This is a genomic window from Epilithonimonas sp. KH_059 (assembly GCF_057838485.1).
Genome location: NZ_CM174468.1, coordinates 1,236,946 through 1,259,733, shown reverse-complemented (window position 1 = coordinate 1,259,733; position 22,788 = coordinate 1,236,946). Strand labels below are relative to the sequence as shown.

Annotated in this window: 23 protein-coding genes; 9 read left to right on the top strand and 14 right to left on the bottom strand. The window is 41.6% G+C overall.

The window, feature by feature from the left end:
* Positions 1 to 43: 43 nt before the first annotated feature.
* The 8 genes from AC3IRX_RS05885 to AC3IRX_RS05850 all read right to left on the bottom strand — a co-directional run bounded on the left by AC3IRX_RS05885 (position 44) and on the right by AC3IRX_RS05850 (position 6,437).
* Complete coding sequence (locus AC3IRX_RS05885; protein ID WP_459083311.1) at positions 44 to 295, bottom strand: GlsB/YeaQ/YmgE family stress response membrane protein; 252 nt, start codon at positions 293 to 295, stop codon at positions 44 to 46.
* A 132-nt stretch (positions 296 to 427) separates the two neighbouring features.
* On the bottom strand, positions 428 to 1,381 hold the full coding sequence (gene ftsY / locus AC3IRX_RS05880; protein ID WP_489208899.1) for a signal recognition particle-docking protein FtsY: 954 nt from the start codon (positions 1,379 to 1,381) through the stop codon (positions 428 to 430).
* A 116-nt stretch (positions 1,382 to 1,497) separates the two neighbouring features.
* A complete protein-coding gene (locus AC3IRX_RS05875) occupies positions 1,498 to 1,650 on the bottom strand; it encodes a DUF4295 domain-containing protein (RefSeq protein WP_459083313.1) in 153 nt (50 codons plus the stop codon).
* A 22-nt stretch (positions 1,651 to 1,672) separates the two neighbouring features.
* Positions 1,673 to 1,855, bottom strand: coding sequence for a 50S ribosomal protein L33 (gene rpmG, locus AC3IRX_RS05870; protein ID WP_194739210.1), 183 nt, complete (start codon positions 1,853 to 1,855; stop codon positions 1,673 to 1,675).
* A gap of 5 nt (positions 1,856 to 1,860) precedes the next feature.
* Positions 1,861 to 2,100: a 50S ribosomal protein L28 gene (rpmB, locus tag AC3IRX_RS05865; RefSeq protein WP_459083314.1), complete on the bottom strand. Its 240-nt coding sequence runs from the start codon at positions 2,098 to 2,100 to the stop codon at positions 1,861 to 1,863.
* 274 nt (positions 2,101 to 2,374) lie between these two features.
* On the bottom strand, positions 2,375 to 4,006 hold the full coding sequence (gene lnt, locus AC3IRX_RS05860; RefSeq protein WP_489208896.1) for an apolipoprotein N-acyltransferase: 1,632 nt from the start codon (positions 4,004 to 4,006) through the stop codon (positions 2,375 to 2,377).
* Positions 4,007 to 4,099: 93 nt separating this feature from the next.
* Positions 4,100 to 5,143 (bottom strand): UDP-N-acetylmuramate dehydrogenase, encoded by a 1,044-nt coding sequence (murB, locus tag AC3IRX_RS05855; protein ID WP_489208894.1) that lies wholly within the window; start codon positions 5,141 to 5,143, stop codon positions 4,100 to 4,102.
* Positions 5,144 to 5,231: 88 nt separating this feature from the next.
* On the bottom strand, positions 5,232 to 6,437 hold the full coding sequence (locus AC3IRX_RS05850; RefSeq protein WP_489208893.1) for a pyridoxal phosphate-dependent aminotransferase: 1,206 nt from the start codon (positions 6,435 to 6,437) through the stop codon (positions 5,232 to 5,234).
* 143 nt (positions 6,438 to 6,580) lie between these two features.
* On the opposite strand from AC3IRX_RS05850, the gene AC3IRX_RS05845 reads away from it, so the two are divergent.
* Entirely contained in the window at positions 6,581 to 7,039 is a 459-nt protein-coding gene (locus tag AC3IRX_RS05845; RefSeq protein ID WP_489208892.1) for a DUF1801 domain-containing protein, read from the top strand.
* A 133-nt stretch (positions 7,040 to 7,172) separates the two neighbouring features.
* Here the strand turns inward: AC3IRX_RS05845 and murA are convergent, their stop codons facing one another.
* Genes murA through AC3IRX_RS05825 form a run of 4 tightly spaced genes read right to left on the bottom strand, consistent with a single transcriptional unit; the run spans position 7,173 to position 10,044 of the window.
* Positions 7,173 to 8,483 (bottom strand): UDP-N-acetylglucosamine 1-carboxyvinyltransferase, encoded by a 1,311-nt coding sequence (gene murA / locus AC3IRX_RS05840; RefSeq protein WP_489208890.1) that lies wholly within the window; start codon positions 8,481 to 8,483, stop codon positions 7,173 to 7,175.
* Positions 8,483 to 9,124 carry a DUF4290 domain-containing protein gene (locus AC3IRX_RS05835; protein ID WP_489208888.1) on the bottom strand — a complete coding sequence of 214 codons (642 nt, stop codon included), beginning with the start codon at positions 9,122 to 9,124 and terminating at the stop codon, positions 8,483 to 8,485. Before AC3IRX_RS05835 ends, murA begins: the two co-directional genes overlap by 1 nt.
* A 35-nt stretch (positions 9,125 to 9,159) precedes the next feature.
* Positions 9,160 to 9,573, bottom strand: coding sequence for a thiol-disulfide oxidoreductase DCC family protein (locus AC3IRX_RS05830; RefSeq protein ID WP_489208886.1), 414 nt, complete (start codon positions 9,571 to 9,573; stop codon positions 9,160 to 9,162).
* Positions 9,574 to 10,044 (bottom strand): heme-binding domain-containing protein, encoded by a 471-nt coding sequence (locus AC3IRX_RS05825; protein ID WP_489208884.1) that lies wholly within the window; start codon positions 10,042 to 10,044, stop codon positions 9,574 to 9,576.
* A 158-nt stretch (positions 10,045 to 10,202) separates the two neighbouring features.
* Here AC3IRX_RS05825 and der point away from each other — a divergent pair, with 158 nt between their 5' ends.
* Complete coding sequence (gene der, locus AC3IRX_RS05820) at positions 10,203 to 11,513, top strand: ribosome biogenesis GTPase Der (protein ID WP_489208882.1); 1,311 nt, start codon at positions 10,203 to 10,205, stop codon at positions 11,511 to 11,513.
* 87 nt (positions 11,514 to 11,600) lie between these two features.
* A complete protein-coding gene (gene upp, locus AC3IRX_RS05815; RefSeq protein ID WP_489208880.1) occupies positions 11,601 to 12,251 on the top strand; it encodes a uracil phosphoribosyltransferase in 651 nt (216 codons plus the stop codon).
* Between the two features lie 100 nt (positions 12,252 to 12,351).
* On the opposite strand, the gene AC3IRX_RS05810 is transcribed toward upp, so the two are convergent.
* Positions 12,352 to 14,709: an alpha/beta hydrolase family protein gene (locus AC3IRX_RS05810; protein WP_489208878.1), complete on the bottom strand. Its 2,358-nt coding sequence runs from the start codon at positions 14,707 to 14,709 to the stop codon at positions 12,352 to 12,354.
* Positions 14,710 to 14,945: 236 nt separating this feature from the next.
* On the opposite strand from AC3IRX_RS05810, the gene AC3IRX_RS05805 reads away from it, so the two are divergent.
* From AC3IRX_RS05805 to AC3IRX_RS05780, 6 genes are all read left to right on the top strand, one after another.
* The gene (locus AC3IRX_RS05805) at positions 14,946 to 15,392 is read left to right on the top strand and encodes a 6-pyruvoyl trahydropterin synthase family protein (protein WP_489208876.1); all 447 of its coding nucleotides are present in this window, start codon (positions 14,946 to 14,948) and stop codon (positions 15,390 to 15,392) included.
* A gap of 22 nt (positions 15,393 to 15,414) precedes the next feature.
* Entirely contained in the window at positions 15,415 to 16,182 is a 768-nt protein-coding gene (locus tag AC3IRX_RS05800) for a UDP-2,3-diacylglucosamine diphosphatase (RefSeq protein WP_489208874.1), read from the top strand.
* Positions 16,183 to 17,157, top strand: a complete 975-nt coding sequence (locus tag AC3IRX_RS05795) for a LuxE/PaaK family acyltransferase (RefSeq protein ID WP_489208872.1) — start codon at positions 16,183 to 16,185, stop codon at positions 17,155 to 17,157.
* 69 nt (positions 17,158 to 17,226) lie between these two features.
* Complete coding sequence (locus AC3IRX_RS05790) at positions 17,227 to 17,955, top strand: DUF4230 domain-containing protein (protein ID WP_489208871.1); 729 nt, start codon at positions 17,227 to 17,229, stop codon at positions 17,953 to 17,955.
* 127 nt (positions 17,956 to 18,082) lie between these two features.
* Positions 18,083 to 20,014: an ABC-F family ATP-binding cassette domain-containing protein gene (locus AC3IRX_RS05785; protein ID WP_489208869.1), complete on the top strand. Its 1,932-nt coding sequence runs from the start codon at positions 18,083 to 18,085 to the stop codon at positions 20,012 to 20,014.
* Between the two features lie 74 nt (positions 20,015 to 20,088).
* The gene (locus AC3IRX_RS05780; protein ID WP_489208867.1) at positions 20,089 to 22,236 is read left to right on the top strand and encodes a S9 family peptidase; all 2,148 of its coding nucleotides are present in this window, start codon (positions 20,089 to 20,091) and stop codon (positions 22,234 to 22,236) included.
* A gap of 58 nt (positions 22,237 to 22,294) precedes the next feature.
* Here AC3IRX_RS05780 and AC3IRX_RS05775 read toward each other — a convergent pair whose 3' ends face one another.
* A complete protein-coding gene (locus AC3IRX_RS05775) occupies positions 22,295 to 22,747 on the bottom strand; it encodes a DUF4442 domain-containing protein (RefSeq protein WP_489208865.1) in 453 nt (150 codons plus the stop codon).
* Positions 22,748 to 22,788: the final 41 nt, after the last annotated feature.

The window sequence follows — 22,788 nt, the reverse complement described above, 5'->3', positions numbered from 1 at the left end:
CAGCCGTTCTAGGAACGGCTGCTTTTTTTCTTTTACTTTGGTTCTATCTTTTTGTGGCCATGCCATAAATCCATAAAACGATCAAGGCTCCAACGACAGCGAGTGCCATGCTTCCAAAAGAGAAGCTGTTCACATCACCAAGTCCGACTAGACTTCCGACGAATCCACCCACGAATGCGCCTACGATTCCTAAGATGATGGTCATTAACCACCCCATGTTTTGGTTTCCTGGCATAATTAATTTTGCAAGTGCGCCTGCAATAAGGCCAAAAATGATCCAAGTTAAGATACCCATAGTTTAAATTTTTTAATTGTTAGTATTTGAAATGATTTGGTTTGCTTAAGGCTAAAATTACACCAAAAAACAATACACTGTATCAAATATTGAAAAATTATAACAATTTCGGTAAATTATTAAAAATCGGGTTTATCGTCTTGTGAAAAATGATTCTACGAATTCTTCGCCGTTGAAGAGTTGCAAGTCTTGCATTTTCTCTCCTACACCAATGTATTTGACGGGGATTTGAAAATGGTCTGAGATTCCGATGACAACACCCCCTTTTGCGGTGCCGTCCAGTTTGGTTACGGCCAAAGAATTGACTTCTGTGGCAGCAATAAATTGTTTGGCCTGTTCAAATGCGTTTTGGCCAGTCGATCCATCGAGTACGAGCATGATTTCATGTGGAGCGTCCGGAATCACTTTTTGCATGACTCGTTTGATTTTAGTAAGCTCATTCATTAAGTTTACTTTGTTGTGTAGTCGTCCTGCTGTATCGATAAGGACGATGTCTGCTCCTTGCGCTACTGCGCTTTGTACCGTATCAAATGCTACAGAGGCAGGGTCGGAACCCATTCCTTGTTTTACAATAGGAACGCCTACACGCTCACTCCAGATGACAAGTTGATCCACAGCGGCAGCTCGGAAGGTGTCTGCAGCGCCTAGGATTACATTTTTGCCCTGGCTTTTGAATTGGTGAGCGAGTTTTCCAATCGTTGTGGTTTTTCCCACGCCATTCACACCCACCACCATGATGACATGGGGTTTTTTGGTTTGCTCCTTTTCATTAAGTTCTAGAGATGGGTTTTCGAGTAGGAGTCCTTTGATTTCTTCCTTTAGTATTTTGTCAAGTTCTTCTGTGCCTACGTATTTGTCTCGACTTACTCGCTCTTCAATACGCTCGATAATTTTAATGGTGGTACTCGCTCCCACATCGGATGCGATTAAGATTTCTTCCAATTCATCGAGAACCTCGTCGTCCACTTTGCTTTTTCCGACAACGGCTTTTGAGATTTTATCGAAAAATCCAGTGGATGATTTTTCTAGTCCCTTGTCAAGGGTCTGTTTTTCTTCTTGATTAAATATTTTTTTAAACCAGCTCATGCAATAGGGGTTAACCGGGGTTTGTTTTTATAGGGCGCTTATGTTGCTGTACAAAGATAAAACAAAAAAACCACCCAAAATTGGGTAGTTTTGATATTGTCTTAAGTGTGGGAGTCTTATTTCTTAAGAAACGCGTCTACTTCGTCCGCACTCATCACTCTTTCTTCGAAAACGTAAGCTCCAGATTTTGGAGACTTTACCATTTTCACCACTTTAGTTAGTTTTTTAGAGGTCCCGTCTTTTAGGGTTGCTACTACTTTTTTTGCCATTGTAAATATTCTTTAAAAATGGTTACTTAATCTCTTTGTGAACTGTGTACTTCTTAAGAACGGGGTTGAATTTTTTCAGCTCCAGTCTTTCTGTCGTGTTCTTTTTATTTTTGGTTGTGATGTATCTGCTCATCCCAGCCATGCCAGTTTCTTTGTGCTCAGTGCACTCAAGAATTACTTGAACTCTGTTACCTTTTTTTGCCATTGCTGTTATTTTTTAATAAGTCCGTTTCTTTTTCCAATTTCAACTGCCTCTTCAATTCCGATTTTGTTGATAATTCTAAGTCCGTGTGCAGAAACTTTTAACGTGATGTTCTCGTTGGTTTCTGGAAGATGGAATTTCTTCTCCAATAAATTGATTTCAAAACGTCTTTTCGTTTTGTTATGGGCGTGGGAAACGTTGTTACCAACCATTGCACGCTTTCCTGTTATTTGGCAAATTCTTGACATATCTCGATGTTCTTTTTACGACTTTATTATTTGAGTGTGCAAAATTAGGATTAATTTCCGGTACCTCCAAATGTTTTTGAAATTTATTTTCAAATAGTTGCGCTTGAACGCAAGGGGGAATTCCTCTTGAATTGGCGTTAGGATAGGAAGCTTCACTCGTAAGGCTGCAAAGATACTCTTTTTTGCGCATACGTCGCTTTTAGATTCCTAATTTCTTGGGAATCGCGAAGTGCTGCTAGGTCGAAAACGATGTGAAATGTCGTATTCTGCTGCTTTAGGCTTTTTTTCGGTTTTGAAACTTTTTGATCAGTGTGTAAAAAATTAAAAAACCTAAGGTAAAGATTGAAATTCGAGTTAATAGGTCTCCGCTTTGCGTATAGAAGGTTTGGTTTTCGTACAGCTTCACCTTCGCATAGAGCGCAGTTTGGTCTCCATAAAAGGTATCGTTTACAATTTCCCCTCTTGCATCGATATGGGCAGAGATTCCACTGTTTGCTGAGCGAGCAATTTCACGCCTGTTCTCAATGGCTCGTAAGCGGGCATAGGAGAGTAGTTGCTTGTGTCCGTTAGAGACGCCCCACCAACTGTCGTTGGTCATGATGGCTAAAAAGTTGGCTCCGTTCTTAACATACTCTGTGGTAAACTCTCCGTATATGCTTTCGTAGCAAATAACAGGAGCTAGTTTTCCTGCGTTGTAAGGGTTTGTAAAGACAGCCCTCTTATCGTCTTTCCCGAGAGAAGCCACGGCTCCGCCAAAATTGAGCATCGCATCTCCTAATAGGGGCTTTAAAAGGTTCATATAAGGGAAGATCTCGACGCCGGGTACTAATTTACCTTTGTGGTAAGTTTGTATTTCACTTTTAGGATCTAGTTGAACGGCCGTATTGTAACTTTCTACAAAAAGACCCCCTGAAGTTTGGTAGGCGTTTTTGGGTGCCGTTTCGAGCGGAGAGAAAAAACGGTGCGAAGAGATTCCTGCCGCAAACACGGCGCTTGGTTTAGTGCTTAAAAATTCTTTAACCTGTCCTAGGACGAGGCTATGGTCGAATCCTGTTTCCGAAATGGAGCCGCTTCCAGGAAGTGAAGTTTCTGGAGCGATGTAATAGTCAATTTTTCCAGTAGAATGGCTCTGTGCTATTTGCAAAAGCTCCGAAACGATTGTAAGGGAATCTTTGCTGTATTTCTCAGTATAGGGGTTTAAATCGGGCTGCAAAAGTAAAACGCTTACTTCCCCTGTGGGCTTCTGCTCAAAAGAGTTGTACTTAATGAGAGAGATTGCCATGGGCAAAAGGATTCCTGCTAAGAGAATTGAAGAATTGATTAGCAATGCCTTTTGTTTTCTTGCCGCCTGCCATACTCTTAAGGTGTAGAACCCAAAGACGTTGATAAGTAGAATCCAGAAACTACCGCCGGTGGCCCCTAGAGTATCGTACCACTGAATTAGTTTGGGATACTCTGAAAATGCATTCCCAAGGTTTAGCCAAGGCCAAGTGAATTCCCAATCGAGATGCAGCTTCTCAAAGCCCATCCAAATGGCAACAAAGAAAACAAGTCCCCAATAGGTGCCTTGAATTCTCTTATAATGATGATATAGAATGAATACGCAGGAGTAGAGTAGGGAATTGGCAAGCACCGGAATGACCACCGCCAAAAGGGAATGAGTTCCGTCTGGGTTTAAAGAGCCATAGAGCCAACCCGTGGTGACGATGTTCCATAGAAGGAAGGTGAGATACGAAAAGCCAAATATAGACCAGGCCTTGTTTTTTATTTTTGAAAACTTGCTTAAGTCGTGCTCCATCACAAGTAAGGGGATGAGCGCGAAAAAAAGGAAGAAAGGAATGCCGTATGTAGGCCATGAAAGCGCAAGAAGTACGGCGCTGAGAAGGCTGAGAAACAGGTATTTCATATAAACAATTGCTTCTAGCAAAAATAGGGTTTTAATTCAGATTCTCTCCCCTAGGTTTGCATTAATTCTGTAAATCCGATAAATGTCAGGATCCTAAAGAATATTTACTTCTCTCTCTAAGGTGATTCCAAAGGTTTCAAAAACACTTTGTATAATTTTTTCAGAAAAGTCGAATACTTCCTTTCCTGTGGCCTCTCCCGTTTTGTTCACAAGGACAAGCGCTTGGTGCTCGTGGGTCGCTACATTTCCAATTTGCCTTCCTTTCCAACCGCACTGCTCAATTAAATAGCCCGCAGGGACTTTTTGTCCATGGGGAGCGGCGTAATGAGGCACATTGGGAAATTTCGCTTCCAACGTTTGGAAAAAAGAATCAGAAACAATTGGGTTTTTGAAAAAACTGCCCGCATTTCCTAAGACTTTGGGATCAGGAAGCTTGCTTTGGCGAATGGAGATCACCGCATTAGAAATCTCTTGAATGCTCGGGTTTTGAATTCCTTTGGACTCAAGTTCAGTGCGGATGGCACCGTAGTTTGTTTTTTTAAGATGAAAAGGGTCTCTAGTAAGCTCGAACTCCACTTCGGTAATTACGTATTTTCCTTTTCCTTCCTTTTTGAAAAAAGAATCACGGTACCCAAACTGCGCCTGCTCTAAAGAAAATTCTTCCAGCTCTAAAGTCTGCAAATTAAGAGCCTTACAGCTTTTAAAGACATCCTTGATTTCGACTCCGTACGCTCCTATATTCTGTATAGGGGAGGTGCCTACGTTTCCAGGAATAAGAGATAAATTTTCAAGACCGCCGAGGTTTAATTCCTCCAAGGTATAAAGCACGAACTGATGCCAGTTTTCTCCAGCCATGGCTGAAATTAAAGCTGTTTCTTGCCCAATAGGCTCCCATTTAATTCCTTTTAAATTGAGTTTGATGACCAGCCCGTTGTAATCCTGTGTAAAAAGCAGATTGCTACCTTGTCCTAGAAAAAGAGGAGGTTTTAAACTAGGCTCTTTCTTAAGTAGTTCGCTGTAGTTTATAAGTGTTTCTTTGAGCTCGTCCAAAGTGGAAACGGCGGCAAAGTAGCGCGCCTTTGCCTCCACGCCAAATGTGGTATACTCTTTTAGAGAATAGGATTCGTTCAAAGTCATATTAATTCGTTTTTACACTAAAAAATGGGGGAGGACAAAAAAGGGAAACCGTAAGTCCTGGAAAGGGCTTACGGCTATCCTTGGGTTTTTAAATGCCTTTGGTTTCTCGGTAGGCCGCGATCGCTTTTTCAAGTAGCTCCACGCTTCTTCTTAAATCTTCCTCGTTTAGTACATAGGCAATACGAACTTGTTTTTTTCCAAGTTCTGGATCGCTGTAGAATCCTCCTGCAGGAGCCACCATGACGGTTTGCTTTTCGTCTTGGAAATGTTCTAGCATCCATTGAGCGAACACTTCTGTATCGTCAACGGGTAGTTCCGCGACACAATAGAATGCGCCTTTCGGTTTTGGACAAATAACTCCCGGAATCGTATTTAGAAGTTCTACAAGTAAGTTTCTTCTTTTGGTGTATTCTGCACGAACACTTAAAATGTACTCCTGATCGTTTTTATGAGCTGCTGCTGCCGCGATTTGTCCTAAGAGAACAGGGCTTAATCGAGCTTGAGCAAAGAGCATGGCCGCATTATGGATAAGTGTAGATCTCGTAATCATACAACCAATACGAGCGCCGCACATGGAGTAGCGTTTCGATTCGGAGTCAATTACAATGGCGTGATCTTTCAGCTCTGGAAACTCTAAAATAGAGACTGCTTTTTCTCCATCGTACACATATTCTCTGTAAACCTCATCAGAAATAATAACGATATCATGTTTTAATGCAATTTCAGCAAGCTTTTGAAGCTCTTCTCTTGTGTAAAGATAGCCGGTCGGGTTTCCTGGATTGCAAAGGATGATGGCTTTGGTTTTCGAAGTAATCTTTTTTTCAAAATCTTCCATCGGTGGAAGGGAAAACCCGGATTCAATGCTTGATGGAATGGCCACAACTTTTACATTGAAAGTAGAGGTGAATCCATTGTAATTTGCATAGTACGGTTCAGGAATAATCACTTCGTCTTCATCATCACAAAGTGTAGAGATCGCGAAGTTGAGGGCTTCTGAGCCTCCGTTGGTCACAATGAAATTGTTTGTGGTAAGGTCAGTGAATCCTAAAGAATGGTAATAGTCTCTTAACGCTTCACGGTATTCGATATTGCCTTCAGAAAGTGCATATTCGTAAATCTTAAGATCATTCTGTTTCACTGCATCAAGTGCGGTTTGCGGGGTTGGGATGTCCGGCTGCCCGATGTTTAGATGGAATACTTTGATTCCTTTGGCTTTGGCCTGTGTGGCAAATGGGACTAGTTTTCTAACCGGGGATGCCGGCATTAATTGAGCTCTTTTAGAGATGGTAGGCATATCGAATATCTTTTACGCAAAATTACTGAAAATACTTCAATTTTCTAGGGATTCCAATTTTGAATTCTATAGCATAGTTCTATCACTTTATTTTGCTAATTTTGAATGAGCACCAAAGTGCATTAAAACCAAAACGAACTAAGATGAAGTTTAAATCCCAAGACATTCAGACCTATTACGAGGCACTACCCCAAGATAGAAAGGAGCCTTTTGAGAAACTGTTTCGAGTTTTCGAAACCAATTTACCCTCAGGCTTTGAGTCTCGTTTATCTTATGGCTTCCCTACCTTTAGTGTTCCTCTCAGTATGTACGGGGCAGGGTATCACTGCAAAAAGGATGAGCCACTTCCTTTCCTTTCCATTGGTTCGCAAAAGAATTTCATGGCGGTTTATCATATGGGTCTTTATGCAAGCCCAGAATTGTTAGCATGGTTTACAACGGAGTATCCCAAACATGGCAAGTACAAATTGGACATGGGAAAATCTTGTATTCGCTTTAAGAAAATGGATGCAATTCCTTACGAGCTCCTGGGAGAATTGGCAGAAAAGATGAGCGCACAGCAATGGATTGAGCTTTATGAAAAAAGCTTCCAAAAAGAATAAAGTAAATTATTCGGGGCTCTAAACCCTTTAGTAAGTACCTTAAAAAAACTCTCTCGATGTCACTACCTTAAAAGTATTAAACTTTTGAGAGGCAATGCATCGAGAGAGTTCTATTTTTTAAAAGGTATCTTTTTTAAGAGGTACGGACAATGTCTGCTCCTATAGCTTTTAATCGTCCGTCTATGTTTTCATACCCACGGTCGATTTGCTCGATGTTGTGGATCGTCGATTTTCCTTCGGCACTTAAAGCTGCGATTAAAAGCGCATTTCCTGCTCTAATGTCTGGGGATATAAGCGTGGTGCCTCTTAAGGGCGCTTCCTGATTTAACCCTACCACTGTGGCGCGGTGTGGATCACAAAGAATTATTTGTGCTCCCATGTCAATTAGTTTGTCCACGAAGAATAGTCTGGATTCAAACATTTTCTGATGCACCAGTACCGTTCCTTTTGCCTGAGTTGCGACCACTAAAATAATGGAAAGCAAATCGGGTGTAAAGCCTGGCCATGGGGAATCCGAGATTGTTAAAATCGATCCGTCAATAAATTTTGAAATTTTATAGTGTTCTTGAGCGGGAACGAGAATGTCTTCCCCACTACGCTCTAGTTGAATTCCAAGTTTTCTAAAGGTAGAAGGAATAAGCCCTAGCTCTGGCCACTGTACATTTTTAATGGTGATTTCTGATTTTGTCATGGCGGCAAGACCAATCCATGAACCAATCTCTACCATGTCTGGAAGCATGGTGTGTTCGGTTCCGTGTAAGGTTTTAACGCCTTCAATCGTGAGAAGATTGGAGCCAATTCCAGAGATTTTTGCTCCCATGCGGTTCAGCATTTTGCAAAGCTGTTGCAAGTAAGGTTCGCATGCTGCATTGTAAATACGAGTCGTTCCTGTGGCCAGTACAGCCGCAAGTATAATGTTAGCCGTTCCAGTTACCGAAGCTTCTTCTAAAAGCATATAGGTTCCTTTTAGTTCCTTTGCAGATAGACTATAGAATCCTTCCGTTTCATCGTAATGGAATTTAGCTCCGAGCTCTACAAGTCCTTGAAAATGCGTGTCAAGTCGACGGCGTCCAATCTTGTCCCCTCCAGGAGTGGGCATGTAGGCCTCACCAAAACGAGCCAGCATTGGGCCCAGGAGCATAATAGAGCCTCTTAACTTTGCGCTGTCCTTTTTGAACTCTTCCGATTTGATATAATCAAAATTGATTTCATCCGCCTTAAAGGAATAGTCTCCATGTCCGTTTTTTGTAATTTTCACCCCAAAATCGCCAAGGATTTCAATAAGACGGTTCACATCGTGAATGTCTGGGATGTTTTTCACACGAATTTCGCTGTCGCTTAAAAGAACAGCGCATAATATTTGAAGCGCCTCGTTTTTGGCACCTTGTGGAATGATTTCACCGGAGAGTCTTTTTCCTCCTCTTATTTCAAACGTCCCGCTCATTATTTTCTTCGGTTTTTATTCTGTTGGTATTTTTGACGGTTTTTGTTGTCGCTAGGGCCTGAGTGCTTTTGGTTTTTGCTCCGAGCATTCGAATAATAAATTTTGCTTTTTTCTAGCGAATCGATACTGGTTAAATCCAGTCGGTCCTCAGAGAGTTCTTTTAAATGCCTAAAGATAACATCGTCCGTCACGTGCTCTTTGTTATAGATGTTATAGGACTTTTTCATGTTGTTGGCAATGACTTCGATTAGCGCTTCTTTTTCATCTCCTTCCTCCTGCTCAATTGCGAGTTCAATGAGTTGAAGAATACTCTTTCCATAGAATTTGAATTCCCCTTGTAATACAGGGTAATCTAATTTCTTAGGCTCCGTTTTTCTCTGGTCTTTGGTGGGTATAGGGTAGGGAGAGTCTACATCCAAGTCAAAATCTGCTAGGATGAATAAATGGTCCCAAAGTTTATGTCTATAGTTTTCTTCGTCTCGTAAAGTCGGATTTCTTTGACCCATGAAGTCCACGATGGCGTGGCTCATTTCATTTCGCTCTTCCTTCGTAGGTAGCTCTTTGCATTGTTCGACCAATTGTTGAATGAGTCGTCCGTACTCAGGCATATTAAGCTGGGTTCTATCGGTATTGTATTCCATGGGTGCAAATATAAGGATTGAAGACGTAAAAAATCTTAGTCAATGAATTTCTTTCGCTGCGCCTCGGTGGGCACCGCGCAGTAGGAGCTCGCAAGGTTTTTGCGGTTTTTGGCCACCTTATCGTAAAATTTATCGGTTAGGAATCGAGGTAGGAAATTGATTCTGGCCAGTAGTCCATACGTCCCGCCTAAAACCTTTGCGATTTCGATGGCTGCGCTTGATTTCGTATGGTAGTATAAGCCCGGTTTCCACAAATAGATTGTATTCATTTCGCCTGCTTCCAATCCTCGTTCTTTTAAAAAGGACTTCGAAAATTCACTCTGCAGCGCAGAAAATCGAAATAGGTCCTTTGAATCTCGTTTTAAGATCCACTGAATCCAGAAATTGCAGAAGCCGCAATCCCCGTCGTAAAGTACGTAGTACTTAGAGGAGTCTACTTTAGGTTCCAATTATTGGGGTTGAAGGTTGAATTTTATTCTTGTTTCGAGTTCTACTTTCTTGAAGTAGTCCACGACCATTTTCATGTCTTCCGGAGAAAACTTAGCCTCTGGGTGTCCAAGTAGGTAAGATTCCATAGGCATGTTGCCATTTTGAATTTCTTCCGCTGATTCCTCAAGCTTGTGAGCTTGGCGTTTAGGTTCGTAGGTGGCAAATGTGGAGAAATTCAGTTTTGTTCTCGCATCTTCAATATGTTTTTTCAATAGCCAAGCGGTAGGTTGGACATTGGAATACCATGGGTAGCGAGACTCATTGCTGTGGCAATCGTAGCAAGAATTGCGTATTTTTTGAGCGATCGGTTCTGGAGTTTGCTTTGAAATTAGGAAATCCATTCCTTTTGTAACCGGTGGATTGGTCTTGTCAATTGGGAAGAATTGAATGATCACAAAGGCAACAAGTAAGACAATGAGAAGTTTTTTCATAGCAAGCTTTGGTTTTGAGATGTGAAATTACTACTTTTTTTAAGAACTGTAAGAATGGAATTGCATATCTTTGCAAAAATTTTTGGGCTCAGAAAGACTGGGTAACCCATTAATAATCATCATCCTTGAGAGATCTCGGATTATTAAACAAAATTTTGATGAGCAATATTGTCGCTATCGTAGGACGTCCTAACGTCGGAAAATCAACCCTATTTAACCGTTTGCTTGAACGTAGAGAGGCTATTGTCGACTCCGTATCCGGTGTGACCAGAGACCGCCACTACGGGAAGTCCGATTGGAACGGTGTTGAATTCACTGTGATTGACACGGGAGGATACGAAGTAAATTCTGAGGATGTTTTCCAAGGGGAAATCACCAAACAAGTAGAACTAGCCATCGACGAGGCTACCTCCATTCTATTTATGCTTAGCGTAGAGGATGGACTTACAGATACAGACCAAGAGATTTTTGAAATGCTACGCCGCTCTAAAAAGAAGGTGTATTATGTCATAAACAAAGTGGACTCTGCTACAGAGGAAATCGACGCAACCGAATTTTATTCCTTAGGAATAGAAAAATACTACACAATGTCTTCTGCCACAGGATCAGGGTCTGGGGAACTTTTAGACGACGTCGTAAGAGATTTTCCTACAGTGGATTATAAAGACCCATTCGAAGGGCTGCCTAAGATTACCATTGCAGGAAGACCTAACGTGGGAAAATCCACAATGACCAATGCCCTTCTCGACAACGAACGGAATATTGTAACCGATATTGCAGGAACCACTCGGGATAGCATTGAAACCCTCTACAATAAATTTGGACATGAGTTCGTGCTAGTGGATACGGCAGGAATGCGAAGAAAAGCGAAAGTAAGCGAAGATTTGGAATTCTATTCCGTGATGCGTTCGGTTCGTGCTATTGAAAATTCGGATGTGGTAATCATCATGGTGGACGCGACGCAAGGTTGGGAAAGCCAAGACATGAATATTTTTGGGATTGCCCAAAAGAACCGGAAAGGAATTGTGATTTTAGTGAATAAATGGGATTTGATCGAAGACAAGCAGACCAATACCATGCGTGATTTTGAACAAAAAATCAAAGACAAAATTGGTCAGTTCACGGACATACCTGTACTGTTTGTTTCGGCTTTGACGAAACAAAGGATTTTAAAAGCGGTGGAAGTTGCCATGGAGGTTTTTGAGAGCCGTAAGAAAAAAATCAAAACTTCGAAATTAAACGAAGTAATGCTTCCTATCTTTGAAAATTATCCACCCCCTGCTTTAAAAGGGAAATACATCAAAATAAAATACTGTGTGCAGTTAGGAACTCCTTCGCCTCAGTTTGTATTCTTCTGTAATCTACCCCAGTATGTAAAAGAACCTTATAAGCGTTTTACAGAGAATCAACTTCGTAAACATTTCGGATTTACCGGAGTCCCAATCGAAGTGTATTTCAGACAGAAATAAGAAAAATAAGAATTTGCCTTTTGAGTTTTTACTCAAAAGGTTTTTTAATACCTTTATCGCAACGATATTTTAAACTCTAATTTGACTATGGTAACGCTGCTTTCTGCTCAAAACTCCCTTGTGAGTTCCTGGATGAATGAATTAAGAAATGTGGAGGTTCAATCGGACCGCTTACGATTTCGACGCAATATGGAACGTATCGGAGAGATCGCGGCCTATGAATTAAGTAAGGAACTAGAATTTAAAACAAGTGATATCACCACGCCACTAGACGTAGTCTCTGTGAATGAGCTTTCGGTTCAGCCTGTGATCACTACCATCCTTCGAGCAGGAGTCCCCTTATTTCAAGGGCTGCTCAACTATTTTGACAAAGCGGATTGTGGTTTTGTAGCGGCCTACCGCAAACACGAAGAGAATGACTACTTTTCCATCAAACAGGATTATTTAACTTGTCCTAGTATACAAGGACGACCCCTTATTGTAGCCGATCCGATGCTAGCCACAGGAGCCAGTTTAATTGAAGCGTTAAAGGACTTACTGACCAATGGAACCCCTTCTAGTATTCATATTGTGGCTGCCATTGCAAGCAGACAAGGGATTGCTACCCTAAAGGAGGCCTATCCTGAAGCAAGAATATGGGTGGGAGCCACCGATGAGAACCTAACGTCCAAAGGGTATATTACCCCAGGGCTTGGAGATGCAGGAGACCTTTCTTACGGGGAAAAACTACAACGCTAATTCGATTTTAAAACAGGAAGAGTATTCTCGTACGAATACACTAATACAAAATGCCTATCTCAGTTTTCAGATAGGCATTTTGTATTTTTGAAATGACAATTTATTTTTCTAGTAAGTATGTATTGAAATGCTCTAAGATTCGGCGATACTCGTCCGTCCAAGAGGAAGTCTCTCGAAAACCATGAGCCTCCACAGGATAAGAAGCAAGATTCCAATTTGTTTTTCCAAGTTCAATAAAACGTTGTTGCAGCCTAACAATGTCTTTGTATTCCACATTGTTATCCACAACGCCATGAAGCATTAATAGGTGATCCTGTAAGTTGTCCGCATAATAGATTGGCGAGGATTTTTTGTAGGCCTCAGGATCGGTCTCAGGAAAATTTAAAATATTGCCCGTATACCCATGGTTGTAATGGGCCCAATCGGTCACAGAGCGAAGAGCAGCGCCCGCTTTAAATTCACCGGGCTCTGTAAGGAGTGCCATAAGAGTAATGAAGCCTCCATAGCTACCTCCGTAGATTCCTACTTTGCTCGGCTCGATTCCATACTTTTCCACAAGAAGCTTTTTCGCATCTAAATGATCGGAAAGATCTTTGCCTCCCATAAAGCGGTAAATACCGGTTCTTACGTCTCTTCCGTATCCATCGCTTGCCCGGTAATCAATATCGAGAACGGTGTATCCTAAATCGGTCAATAGGTTATGAAACATGTATTCTCGGAAGTAAGAACTCCACCAATTGTGAGCATTTTGCAAATAGCCCGCGCCGTGAACAAAAATTACGGCCGCAGAGTTTTTTACTTCTGCTTTTGGCTTGTAGATTCTTGCGTAAATTTCTTGACCGTCCTGAGCATTGAAAGATAGAACTTCCGGCTGTTTCCAGGAGTAGCTATTAAATTCCTTTGTGGTAGAATGGGTAATGGGTTGGAGCTTCGGGTTAGACGTATTGTCCGCCACAAAAAGTTCCCAAGGTTTGTTTTTGTACGAATAGCGAACGGCTACTTTTTTCTCATCTGGAGAAAGCACGACCTCGTGAGCGCCGTCTTGGGTAAGAAGTGGGATCAGCTTTCCACCGCTAGAGCTTAGTTTGTAAAATTCTCGGTTCCCAGGATGCGTGGTATTGGTTGAAAGGTAAAAGGTTTTTTTGTCTTTTGAGAGCTGGGCCTCTCGCACTTCCCAGTTTCCGCTGGTAAGGGTTTTTCTTTCTTTCGATTTAAGGTTGAAAGTGTAAAGATGCGAATATCCCGTTTTTTCAGATTGGTAGTAGAGTGTGGATTGGTCCGCTAAGAACCCAATATTTCCCGTACCGAAAGAATAAGAAGGAATGCCCGGTCCGCCTATCCAAGCCTCGTCATGTTGATGGTCAATTTCTTCAAAACTTCCATCCTTTAGATTTAAAGAAACGAGCCATCGATCTTTATTGTCTTGGGATCGAATGTCCACGACCGCGTAGTTTCCATCGTCACTATACAGGGTCCGTCCAAAGGACAATTCTCTTGGTTCTTTTTTGCTTTTGTTCTCTGCGTTTTTGGAAATAGACGTTTCTCGAAGGTACTCGGGCTCTAAGGAAAGACCGGTTAAGGTTTTAAATTCAGCAAAGTAAGCGCTGTCTTTTTCGAGGCTGTAAATTCCAAGTCTTGAAGGGAAGAGGTTCTTTTGGGACACTTTCTGCTTGGTCGCTTGAGACTTGTTGTATCCATCCTCTGTGATGAAAACGTTCATCACCTCGTTCTGATTTTTAGCGCGCGTACCTTCCACAAACGTGACATAGTTCTCGTTTGGATTCACGGAGAGATTAAAGAAATCTTTTCCTGTACCGAAAGATTTCGGTAAGGTTTTTTTAAGGAGCTTGCTTCGCTGTTCTCTCCACTTTTTTCTCTCGTCTTGGTCTTGAATGTATTCAAAGAGTTCTTTTTGTTGAGAGGCTAAGAAACTGTCCTTTGCTTTTGGTTTTTCTTCGGTTTTGGTTTTCGAAAAATTCGTGATCTGAACGACGCTTCCTTCGCTAGAACTCAGTTTGAAACTATTTCCATTTTGCTCAAAGAAAAGAACGCCTGGTGTTTTGCCCAGTTGTAAATTAGAAAGGGGACCTGCGTTTTGAAAAAGTCTTTTTTTCTTTTTGCTTTGCGAGTCATAAGACCAAAGGGCGCCTCCTGACAAATAATAATAGGTCTGAAAATCCTTCGTTTGAAATCGACTGCTATAAAACTGCTCCTGCTCAAGGCTTGCGGGAAGGGGCTCTTTCATTCCTTTTTTCCAGTAATGCATGGTTTTCCCGAGCTCATTATTTGGGTTCCAGTCAAAATATAGAGTTTCATTATCGAAGCCCCAAACTGGGTTTTCAGGGGAATAGCCTACGAACTCTTCACCTTTCATGATTTCGGCTAGATTTAGAGGTGAGGATTGAGCAGTCGCAAGGAGGGCAAAAAGAAATGCCGAGAGCATCAGGAGTTTTTTCATAGTTACTTTTTTTCAGGAGACTTCAAATATAATTATTTTTAATACAAAATGAGTAGTGATAAGGGGGCTAGCAGGAAATTAGTGCGCAAAGGGTGGGCGAGTTTCAAAGCGCAAGATTTTTGATTTGCAAATGAGCATCGTTTGTTAATTTCATCCGCGTCCTTATTCCTTTGGCTCCCGAGGGAGCAGGGGGACAAGGCATGAGAGTTCTCGTTTTAAAGTTTTATCTTTGCCCTATGATACGCATCACCAAACAGTTCAGTTTTGAAACCGCCCACGTCCTATACAATTACGATGGGAAATGCAAAAACATGCATGGGCATTCTTATAAGTTGTTTGTTACCGTGAAGGGGGAGCCCCTTCAGGATTTAAGCCATGCTAAAAATGGAATGGTAGTTGATTTTGGTGACATTAAGGCCATTGTCAAAAGGCAAATTATTGAACCTTGGGATCACGGAGTCTTGGTGAATGCACTTTCTCCGCACAAACAATTGGGGGAGGATTTGCAGGCGCAAGGACATAAAGTGATTTTTTGCCCTTACCAACCGACCTGCGAGAACATGCTCTATGAAATTGCAAAAAAAATAAGCGCAGAGCTTCCTAAGGGGGTAGAACTTGCGTATTTGAAACTCCACGAAACAGAGAATTCTTACGGTGAGTGGTTTCTTGAAGAGAACCGCTAATCTTACCTATTGTGAAAGCACCATGACAGAAATTGAACTTTTACCCGGTAAAAAAGTCTATTTTGCTTCGGACCAGCATTTTGGAGCGCCTAGCTTCAAAGAAAGCAAGGTTCGAGAACAGAAATTCATTCGTTGGTTGGATGAAATCTCTTTAGACGCGCAGGTTCTTTTTTTAATGGGAGACCTGTTTGATTTTTGGCACGAGTGGAAGCACGTTGTGCCTAAAGGCTTTGTTCGCGTTTTAGGGAAGCTAGCGGATTTGCACGATCAAGGAATTGAAATTCATTTTTTTATTGGCAACCATGATTTGTGGATGAAAGATTACTTTGAAACCGAAATTGGGGCCAAGGTTTATTTTGAGAAGCAGATTTTTAAAATAGGAGAGAAGACCTTTCTTCTCGCTCATGGAGATGGATTAGGACCTGGTGACAAAGGGTATAAGCGAATGAAAAAGCTTTTCACCAATCCCCTTGCACAGTGGGCCTTCAAATGGATTCATCCTGACTTAGCCATGCGCATCGCGCTCTACCTTTCACAGAAAAACAAAATGATCTCCGGAGAAGAAGACAAAGCTTTTTTAGGAGAGGACAAAGAGTTTCTAATCCTTTATTCCAAGGAGAAATTAAAGTCCGAGCATTATGATTATTTTGTCTACGGACATAGGCATTTGCCTATGGTTTTAGACCTAGACAAGAGCGGCTCACTTTATATTAATTTGGGAGATTGGATTTCGTATTTTACTTATGGAGAATTTCAAACAGAATTTGAATTGAAAACGTTTGAAGGGTAGATGGATTCAATCTTTGACATAAAATCAGATGAGGATTTCCTTACGGCGGCACTCGAAACATTTCAGTATCAGTATAAGAACGTGGAGGTTTATCAGCGGTTTGTTGATTTTCTAAACGTTCGAGTATCGGAGGTGCAGAAATTGGATCAGATTCCATTTTTGCCCATCGAGATGTTTAAGAACCATAAAATTCTCGATAAAAATTTCGGGAGCGAACTTTATTTTCAAAGTTCAGGAACCACGCAAATGGTTCGCTCTAGTCATTATATTGCAAAAAGCGCGCTTTACGATAAAAGTCTCTTTAAGGCCTTTGAACTCTTTATAGGAGCCCAGGAAAATTTTATCATTTTGGGTCTTTTGCCGTCCTATCTTGAAAAGTCAAATTCTTCTCTCATCTATATGGTCGATGCGCTGATGAAGCGTTCCAATAGACCCGAAAATGATTATTTCCTTTACAACCACGAGGCTCTACTTGCACTTCTTCAAAAAACACAGAATGAAAAAGTGGTTCTTTTTGGAGTTTCTTTCGCGCTGCTTGATTTTTTGGAATCTGAGCCGAGCGTGAAGGAACTAGATCTCAAAAATCTAATTGTGATTGAAACCGGAGGGATGAAAGGCCGCAAGGTGGAAATCACCAAAGACGAGCTGCTTTTGCAACTGAAAAATGGGTTTGGAATTCAATCGATCTACTCGGAGTATTCCATGTGTGAACTTTTATCGCAGGCCTACTCTTTAGGGGAAAACCGCTACCAGTGTCCCCCTTGGATGAAGGTTCTAGTTCGAAGTTTGGACGATCCCATGTCGTATTTGCCGGAAAATAGAAACGGTGCGCTCAATATTATTGATTTGGCCAACCGGCATTCCTGCTCCTTTATCTCGACTCAGGATTTAGGAAAACAAAGGGGCCACTTTTTTGAAGTCTTAGGTCGTATTGACCATTCAGATATTCGAGGGTGCAGTCTACTGGTTTCCTAATCATGTAATTTGCATGAAATTTGTAGCTTTTAACTAAGGGTTTGCGCCTTTAAATAAATTATAGGATTTATGATACCAAAAAAATACAAACTGCTACTGCTTTCTCTGGGAGTGCTAGGCGCTTTTTTACTAGGCTATATCTTGTATCAATTATCCACGCAAAGTGCGGCGCAGGGAGGAGTGATGGTTTTAGTGATGCTCGTGCTAGGTCTTCTCTTGGGTGGACTCGTGACGTTTTTGACCGTGGGGAAATTAAAATCCTCTCCTCCTGTGGTAAAGGAAAGTTCGCATACGGTCGCGCAAAGTTTAAAAAAGGTCTTCAAAGTGGTTTCCGCGGAAGGGCATTTTAGTGAGATTTACAATTACGAGGAAACCAAAAAGCTTTTCAATTTCATTCCTACGAAGAAAAGAGCTCTGGTCATCGTGGAGGCAAAAGTCCTTGTAGGGTACGATTTTGAGAAATTAAAATGGGAATTAGACTCGGAAACCCGGACGGTGAAACTAATCGATTTTCCAGAGCCCGAGATTCTTTCCACAGAGACAGAATACAAATATTACAATATTGAGGAGCAACTGTTCAATCTCTTTAGCCGAGAAGATCTTTCCAACATTCAAAAGAATAGCAAGGCTCAAGTGATTGAAGCGGCAAAGGCTTCCCATTTGCCCGAGGCAGCCAAAGAACAGATGCAGATGCTCCTTACGGAGCTTTTAAATTCCAAGAATTTCAGATTAGAAAATTCGAGCCTTATTACGCAAAAAGGATCGGGTCTTAGTTTGCCTAACGCAGCACAAAACTAGACATTCAAAAGCAAAAAAAAACAATTTTTTTGTTGCCCGAAAAGGGGTTTTTTAGACTCAAATTAAGAGTTCAAATTCCTCATACAATTTTCGTACTTTTGCACCCGTAAACTTTTTACTTACTACTATGCTTTCAGTTCAGGGCCTTGGCCTTCATCATTCGGGAAATTATCTCTTCCGTGACGTTAACTTTACCATCAAGCGCGACGATAAGGTCGGTCTTGTAGGGAAGAACGGAGCGGGAAAATCGACGCTTCTAAAAATCTTATCTTCTGAGATCCAATTTTACGAAGGCGTTGTGGTACCTGAAGGGTCCATCACTATTGGATTTCTAAAGCAGGATTTGGAGTTTGTGAAAGGCCGCACGGTTTGGGAGGAAACTCTTCAAGCCTTCGAGCAGATAAACCTTTGGAAAGAAGAACTTGAGGAGGTGAATCATCAAATGACGGTTAGAACGGATTACGAAAGTGACGCCTACACGGATTTGATTACTCGTATGACGGAGCTTAACGACCTTTTGCACCATCACGATGCGTACAATCTGGAGGGCGACATGGAAAAAGTACTTCTTGGACTAGGATTCAAGGCGGATGATTTTTCACGAATTACGGACACTTTTTCCGGAGGGTGGCGTATGAGAATTGAACTGGCTAAGCTTCTACTTCAAAATAACGATTTACTTCTACTGGATGAGCCGACGAACCACTTGGATATGGAAAGTATCATTTGGCTTGAGAACTTCCTAAAGGATTATAATGGGGCGATTGTTTTGGTGAGTCACGACAAACAGTTTATGACTTCCGTTTGCAACCGTACTTTTGATGTGAACAACCGTAAAGTAGACGATTACAAAGCCAATTATTCCAAGTATTTAGAGCTAAGAAAAGAAAGACGCGAAAAACTGCAACAGGCGAAGAAGAATCAAGATACGGAGATCAAGCAGATGGAAGACAATATCAACCGATTCCGTGCTTCTGCGACAAAGGCTTCTTTTGCGCAGTCCCTTATTAAGAAATTAGACAAAATCGAACGAATTGAAATCGACAACGAGGACATTTCTAAATTTAACATTCGATTTGTTCAGAGTGTAGTTCCAGGGAAAGTTATTTTTGAGGCGGAAAACCTTGGAAAAGCCTATGACGGAAAACCCGTTTTTGATGGAGTGGATTTCTTTATAGAACGAGGAGATCGCATTGCCCTGCTTGGACAAAACGGACAAGGAAAATCCACCCTTGCAAAAATTCTAACCGGAGATATAAAAGATTATTCAGGCGATTGGACTTTGGGGCACAACGTCAATATTGGGTATTTTGCTCAGAACCAGGAAGAGGTTCTTACGCCGGGGAAAACCGTGCTTCAAGAAGCGGAAGATGCCGCCACTGAGGAAACTCGTCCTCGAGTAAGAGACCTACTGGGAAGCTTCCTTTTTTCAGGGGAAGATGTGAATAAGAAAACCCAGGTGCTGTCCGGAGGGGAAAGAAATAGACTCGCACTGTGTAAACTTCTACTACGTCCGTTCAATACCCTAATCATGGACGAACCGACCAACCACCTTGATATTCAGTCGAAAGAGATCATCAAGTTAGCCTTGAATAAATTTGAGGGAACCCTGATTGTAATTTCTCACGACCGTGAATTCTTACAAGGACTCGCTGATAAAATCTTTGAATTCCGTGACGGCCATATGAAGGAGTTCTTAGGAAACGTAGATGAATATTTAGAATTCCGTCAAAAAGAAAGTATTCGTGAAATCTCAATGGAAAAGGCAAAGCTCAGTCAAAAGCAAGAGAGCAAAGTAGAGGGGAAAGCCGCTCCTGCTCCAGAGAAACCGAAAGAAGAACCGAGAGGTTTTGTGACCAAAGAGCAAAAGCAGTTGGAAGGCAAACTCAAAAAAGCAGAACAGGCTATTAGTGAACTGGAAGCTGCCATTGCCAAGAAAGAGTCGGAATTTGCAAGCCATAATCCTTCGGAGTCGGATCTTGAATCTTACGAAAAGCTTAAACTTGACCTTGAGACGCAAATGGCACTTTGGGAAGAGCTTGCTTTAGAAATGGACTAAGACCAAGGATTAAGCCCCTTTTTGCGGTATAGGTTTTATTTTTTCAGTACATTTGATCGATTTAATTTGTACGCATGAAACTATCAAAACTCTCACTCTTTTTCGTCTTTTCAGCCACTCTTCTAACGGCTCAAAAGCAAAAATACACCATGGAAGAGGCCGTAAGTGGTCTACGCAGTAATTTAGCGGTGGAGAACATCTCCCAGTTTTCTTTTTCTTCGGATTCGAAAAGCTATTTAAGTGCTGTAAAAAGCGGCTATATGATTACTGATTTCGGGACTTTAAAATCCGATACTCTAATTTCACTTTCAAGAGTGAATCAAAACCTTCAAGGAAAAGACCGGTTAGATCGATTGCCTCCTTTGAGTTTTCTTTCGAGTACGAGCGCCTATTACAAAGACGCGGGTCAATATTCCCTTTTAACCAAAACTTCCAAAGGTTGGACAAGAAGCACCTATTTCAAGGTGCCTGAAAAGGCGGAAAACATTACGGTTCTAGAAGGTAAAAACGCAGCTGTTTATACAGTGGATCAAAATCTATATTATGTAAAAGGACAAGAGGTTAGGGCTATTTCTCAGAGCACAGATCCTAATGTCGTTTACGGGCAAGCTGTTCACCGAAATGAGTTTGGTATTGACAGAGGGATTTTTGTTTCCCCAGATCAGCAGAAAATTGCCTTTTACCGAATGGACCAAACGATGGTCGCCGATTATCCCATTGTAGATTGGTCAGGAAGTCCTGCCAAGAATGAAAATATGAAGTACCCGATGGCGGGTCAAAAATCACACGAAGTCACACTGGGGATTTACGATATTAATACTTCTAAAATCACCTATTTGAACATTCCAGGAGACAAGGAACAGTATCTTACGGCCGTGACTTGGAGTCCGGATTCCAAAAGCATTTTCGTGGGCGTTTTAAATCGAGACCAGAATCATTTAAAAATGAATCAGTATAGTTTGGCTGGTGCTTTTGTAAAGGAAGTGTTTGAGGAAAAAAGTGCGCAGTATGTAGAGCCCCAGCATCCACTTGCCTTTTTTCCAGGTTCCAATACCGATTTCATATGGCAAAGCGAACGAAGTGGCTACAATCACATGTATCATTACAATGTGGACAAAGGTTTAGTAAGAGCTTTAACTCAGGGCGATTTTATCATCACGGAACTCCTTGGGTTCAATGAAAAGAAAAAGGAGATTTATTATAGTTCAACGGAAAAATCACCACTCGAAAGACAGTTGTATCGCCTAAACTATAAGACAAATAAAGTGGAGCAGCTTACTCGTCAGCCTGGAATGCACAGTGGAAAGTTAAGTGTAGACGGCGCGCTTTTATACGATTCTTATTCTAACAGTGAGACCCCTCGCGTCGTATCCGTACTTCGCACAGCGGATCTGAAAACAAATGTTTTAGTAAAGAGTAAAGATCCCCTTCAGAACTATGAAAGACCAGAAATCCGAAACATCACCCTAAATGCAGAGGACGGAACCCCATTGTACGGGAAGTTAATTCTTCCTACCCAATTTGATCCGTCTAAAAAGTATCCTGTGATTGTGTACCTATACAATGGACCCCATTTGCAATTGGTGACTAATAGTTTCCCTGCAAGTGGCAATTTATGGTATGAATACATGGCTCAAAATGGCTACATCGTCTTTACCATGGACGGGCGAGGTTCAAGCAACCGAGGCGCAAAATTTGAAAGAGCTGTCTTCCGCAACTTAGGGGAAGTAGAAATGAAAGACCAACTGAAAGGCGTTGAGTTTTTGAAAACCATTCCGCAGGTCGATCAAGAGAGAATGGGAGTGCACGGATGGAGCTTTGGAGGGTTCATGACGACGAACCTAATGCTTAGCTATCCGGATGTATTTAAAGTGGGAGTTGCAGGGGGACCAGTGATCGATTGGAACTGGTACGAGATCATGTACACCGAACGATACATGGACTCTCCAAGTCAAAATCCACAAGGGTACAAAAATGCGAACCTGACAAGCAAAGTACAGAACCTCAAAGGAGACCTTCTTATGATCCATGGAGCGCAGGACGATGTGGTGCTTTGGCAGCACTCAATTAAGTTCCTTAAAGCCGCAGTGGACAAGGGAATTCAACTGGATTACTTTGTGTATCCAGGGCATAAACACAATGTGCTCGGAAAAGACCGTGTTCATTTGATGCAGAAAGTAACGGATTACTTTGATCTCCATTTAAAAGGAGCAAAAAAATAGAAATAGAAAGGGCGGTTCTCAAAAAGAATCGCCCTTTTTTTTGGCCTTAGGTCAAGGGCTAGTTTTTGACTTTAAAACTCCAAAGGAATTCGAACTGAGAAACGGTCTCTCCCTTTTCATTGATACCTTTTGAACGGAGCCAAAGGGTTTGTCCCTCACCAGACTCAATGGCAAGTTGAATGGTGTTTTCAATTTCTTCACCTTGTTCGCAAGTGAAATATATTCTTCCTACGGCTTTTTTCGTGAATTCCGCTTTGTTTTGCACCACCAGCATCGAGAGTTTTTGGTTCGTCTTTCTGATTTTGTCGGCGCAAAGAATCCCGGTAGAAAACTCGGCTGCCATTCCCTGTACGGCCCAGAACATAGAGCGAAAAGGGTTTTGGTTTAACAGTCCTAGCTTTACGCTCGATAGGCACGATCGAGAGTCTAAGGACTTAATTCGGACTCCTGCTAAAAAAGAAATCGGAATGGTTTTTAATAGGTAAAGATTGTAGAGCGTAGTGGATTTCATGGGTTAAAAATACGCAAAAGCCTTTGGGAATAGAAATTAAC

What these genes read in the sequence shown, in the direction of transcription:
- AC3IRX_RS05800 (WP_489208874.1), top strand. Translation starts at nt 15,415, where the DNA reads ATGACAGAAATTGAACTTTTACCCGGTAAAAAAGTCTATTTTGCTTCG.
- rpmG (WP_194739210.1), bottom strand. Translation starts at nt 1,855, where the DNA reads ATGGCAAAAAAAGGTAACAGAGTTCAAGTAATTCTTGAGTGCACTGAG.
- der (WP_489208882.1), top strand. Translation starts at nt 10,203, where the DNA reads ATGAGCAATATTGTCGCTATCGTAGGACGTCCTAACGTCGGAAAATCA.
- rpmB (WP_459083314.1), bottom strand. Translation starts at nt 2,100, where the DNA reads ATGTCAAGAATTTGCCAAATAACAGGAAAGCGTGCAATGGTTGGTAAC.
- AC3IRX_RS05780 (WP_489208867.1), top strand. Translation starts at nt 20,089, where the DNA reads ATGAAACTATCAAAACTCTCACTCTTTTTCGTCTTTTCAGCCACTCTT.
- AC3IRX_RS05810 (WP_489208878.1), bottom strand. Translation starts at nt 14,709, where the DNA reads ATGAAAAAACTCCTGATGCTCTCGGCATTTCTTTTTGCCCTCCTTGCG.
- ftsY (WP_489208899.1), bottom strand. Translation starts at nt 1,381, where the DNA reads ATGAGCTGGTTTAAAAAAATATTTAATCAAGAAGAAAAACAGACCCTT.
- AC3IRX_RS05875 (WP_459083313.1), bottom strand. Translation starts at nt 1,650, where the DNA reads ATGGCAAAAAAAGTAGTAGCAACCCTAAAAGACGGGACCTCTAAAAAA.
- upp (WP_489208880.1), top strand. Translation starts at nt 11,601, where the DNA reads ATGGTAACGCTGCTTTCTGCTCAAAACTCCCTTGTGAGTTCCTGGATG.
- lnt (WP_489208896.1), bottom strand. Translation starts at nt 4,006, where the DNA reads ATGAAATACCTGTTTCTCAGCCTTCTCAGCGCCGTACTTCTTGCGCTT.
- AC3IRX_RS05805 (WP_489208876.1), top strand. Translation starts at nt 14,946, where the DNA reads ATGATACGCATCACCAAACAGTTCAGTTTTGAAACCGCCCACGTCCTA.
- murB (WP_489208894.1), bottom strand. Translation starts at nt 5,143, where the DNA reads ATGACTTTGAACGAATCCTATTCTCTAAAAGAGTATACCACATTTGGC.
- AC3IRX_RS05775 (WP_489208865.1), bottom strand. Translation starts at nt 22,747, where the DNA reads ATGAAATCCACTACGCTCTACAATCTTTACCTATTAAAAACCATTCCG.
- AC3IRX_RS05795 (WP_489208872.1), top strand. Translation starts at nt 16,183, where the DNA reads ATGGATTCAATCTTTGACATAAAATCAGATGAGGATTTCCTTACGGCG.
- AC3IRX_RS05885 (WP_459083311.1), bottom strand. Translation starts at nt 295, where the DNA reads ATGGGTATCTTAACTTGGATCATTTTTGGCCTTATTGCAGGCGCACTT.
- AC3IRX_RS05850 (WP_489208893.1), bottom strand. Translation starts at nt 6,437, where the DNA reads ATGCCTACCATCTCTAAAAGAGCTCAATTAATGCCGGCATCCCCGGTT.
- murA (WP_489208890.1), bottom strand. Translation starts at nt 8,483, where the DNA reads ATGAGCGGGACGTTTGAAATAAGAGGAGGAAAAAGACTCTCCGGTGAA.
- AC3IRX_RS05825 (WP_489208884.1), bottom strand. Translation starts at nt 10,044, where the DNA reads ATGAAAAAACTTCTCATTGTCTTACTTGTTGCCTTTGTGATCATTCAA.
- AC3IRX_RS05785 (WP_489208869.1), top strand. Translation starts at nt 18,083, where the DNA reads ATGCTTTCAGTTCAGGGCCTTGGCCTTCATCATTCGGGAAATTATCTC.
- AC3IRX_RS05790 (WP_489208871.1), top strand. Translation starts at nt 17,227, where the DNA reads ATGATACCAAAAAAATACAAACTGCTACTGCTTTCTCTGGGAGTGCTA.
- AC3IRX_RS05835 (WP_489208888.1), bottom strand. Translation starts at nt 9,124, where the DNA reads ATGGAATACAATACCGATAGAACCCAGCTTAATATGCCTGAGTACGGA.
- AC3IRX_RS05845 (WP_489208892.1), top strand. Translation starts at nt 6,581, where the DNA reads ATGAAGTTTAAATCCCAAGACATTCAGACCTATTACGAGGCACTACCC.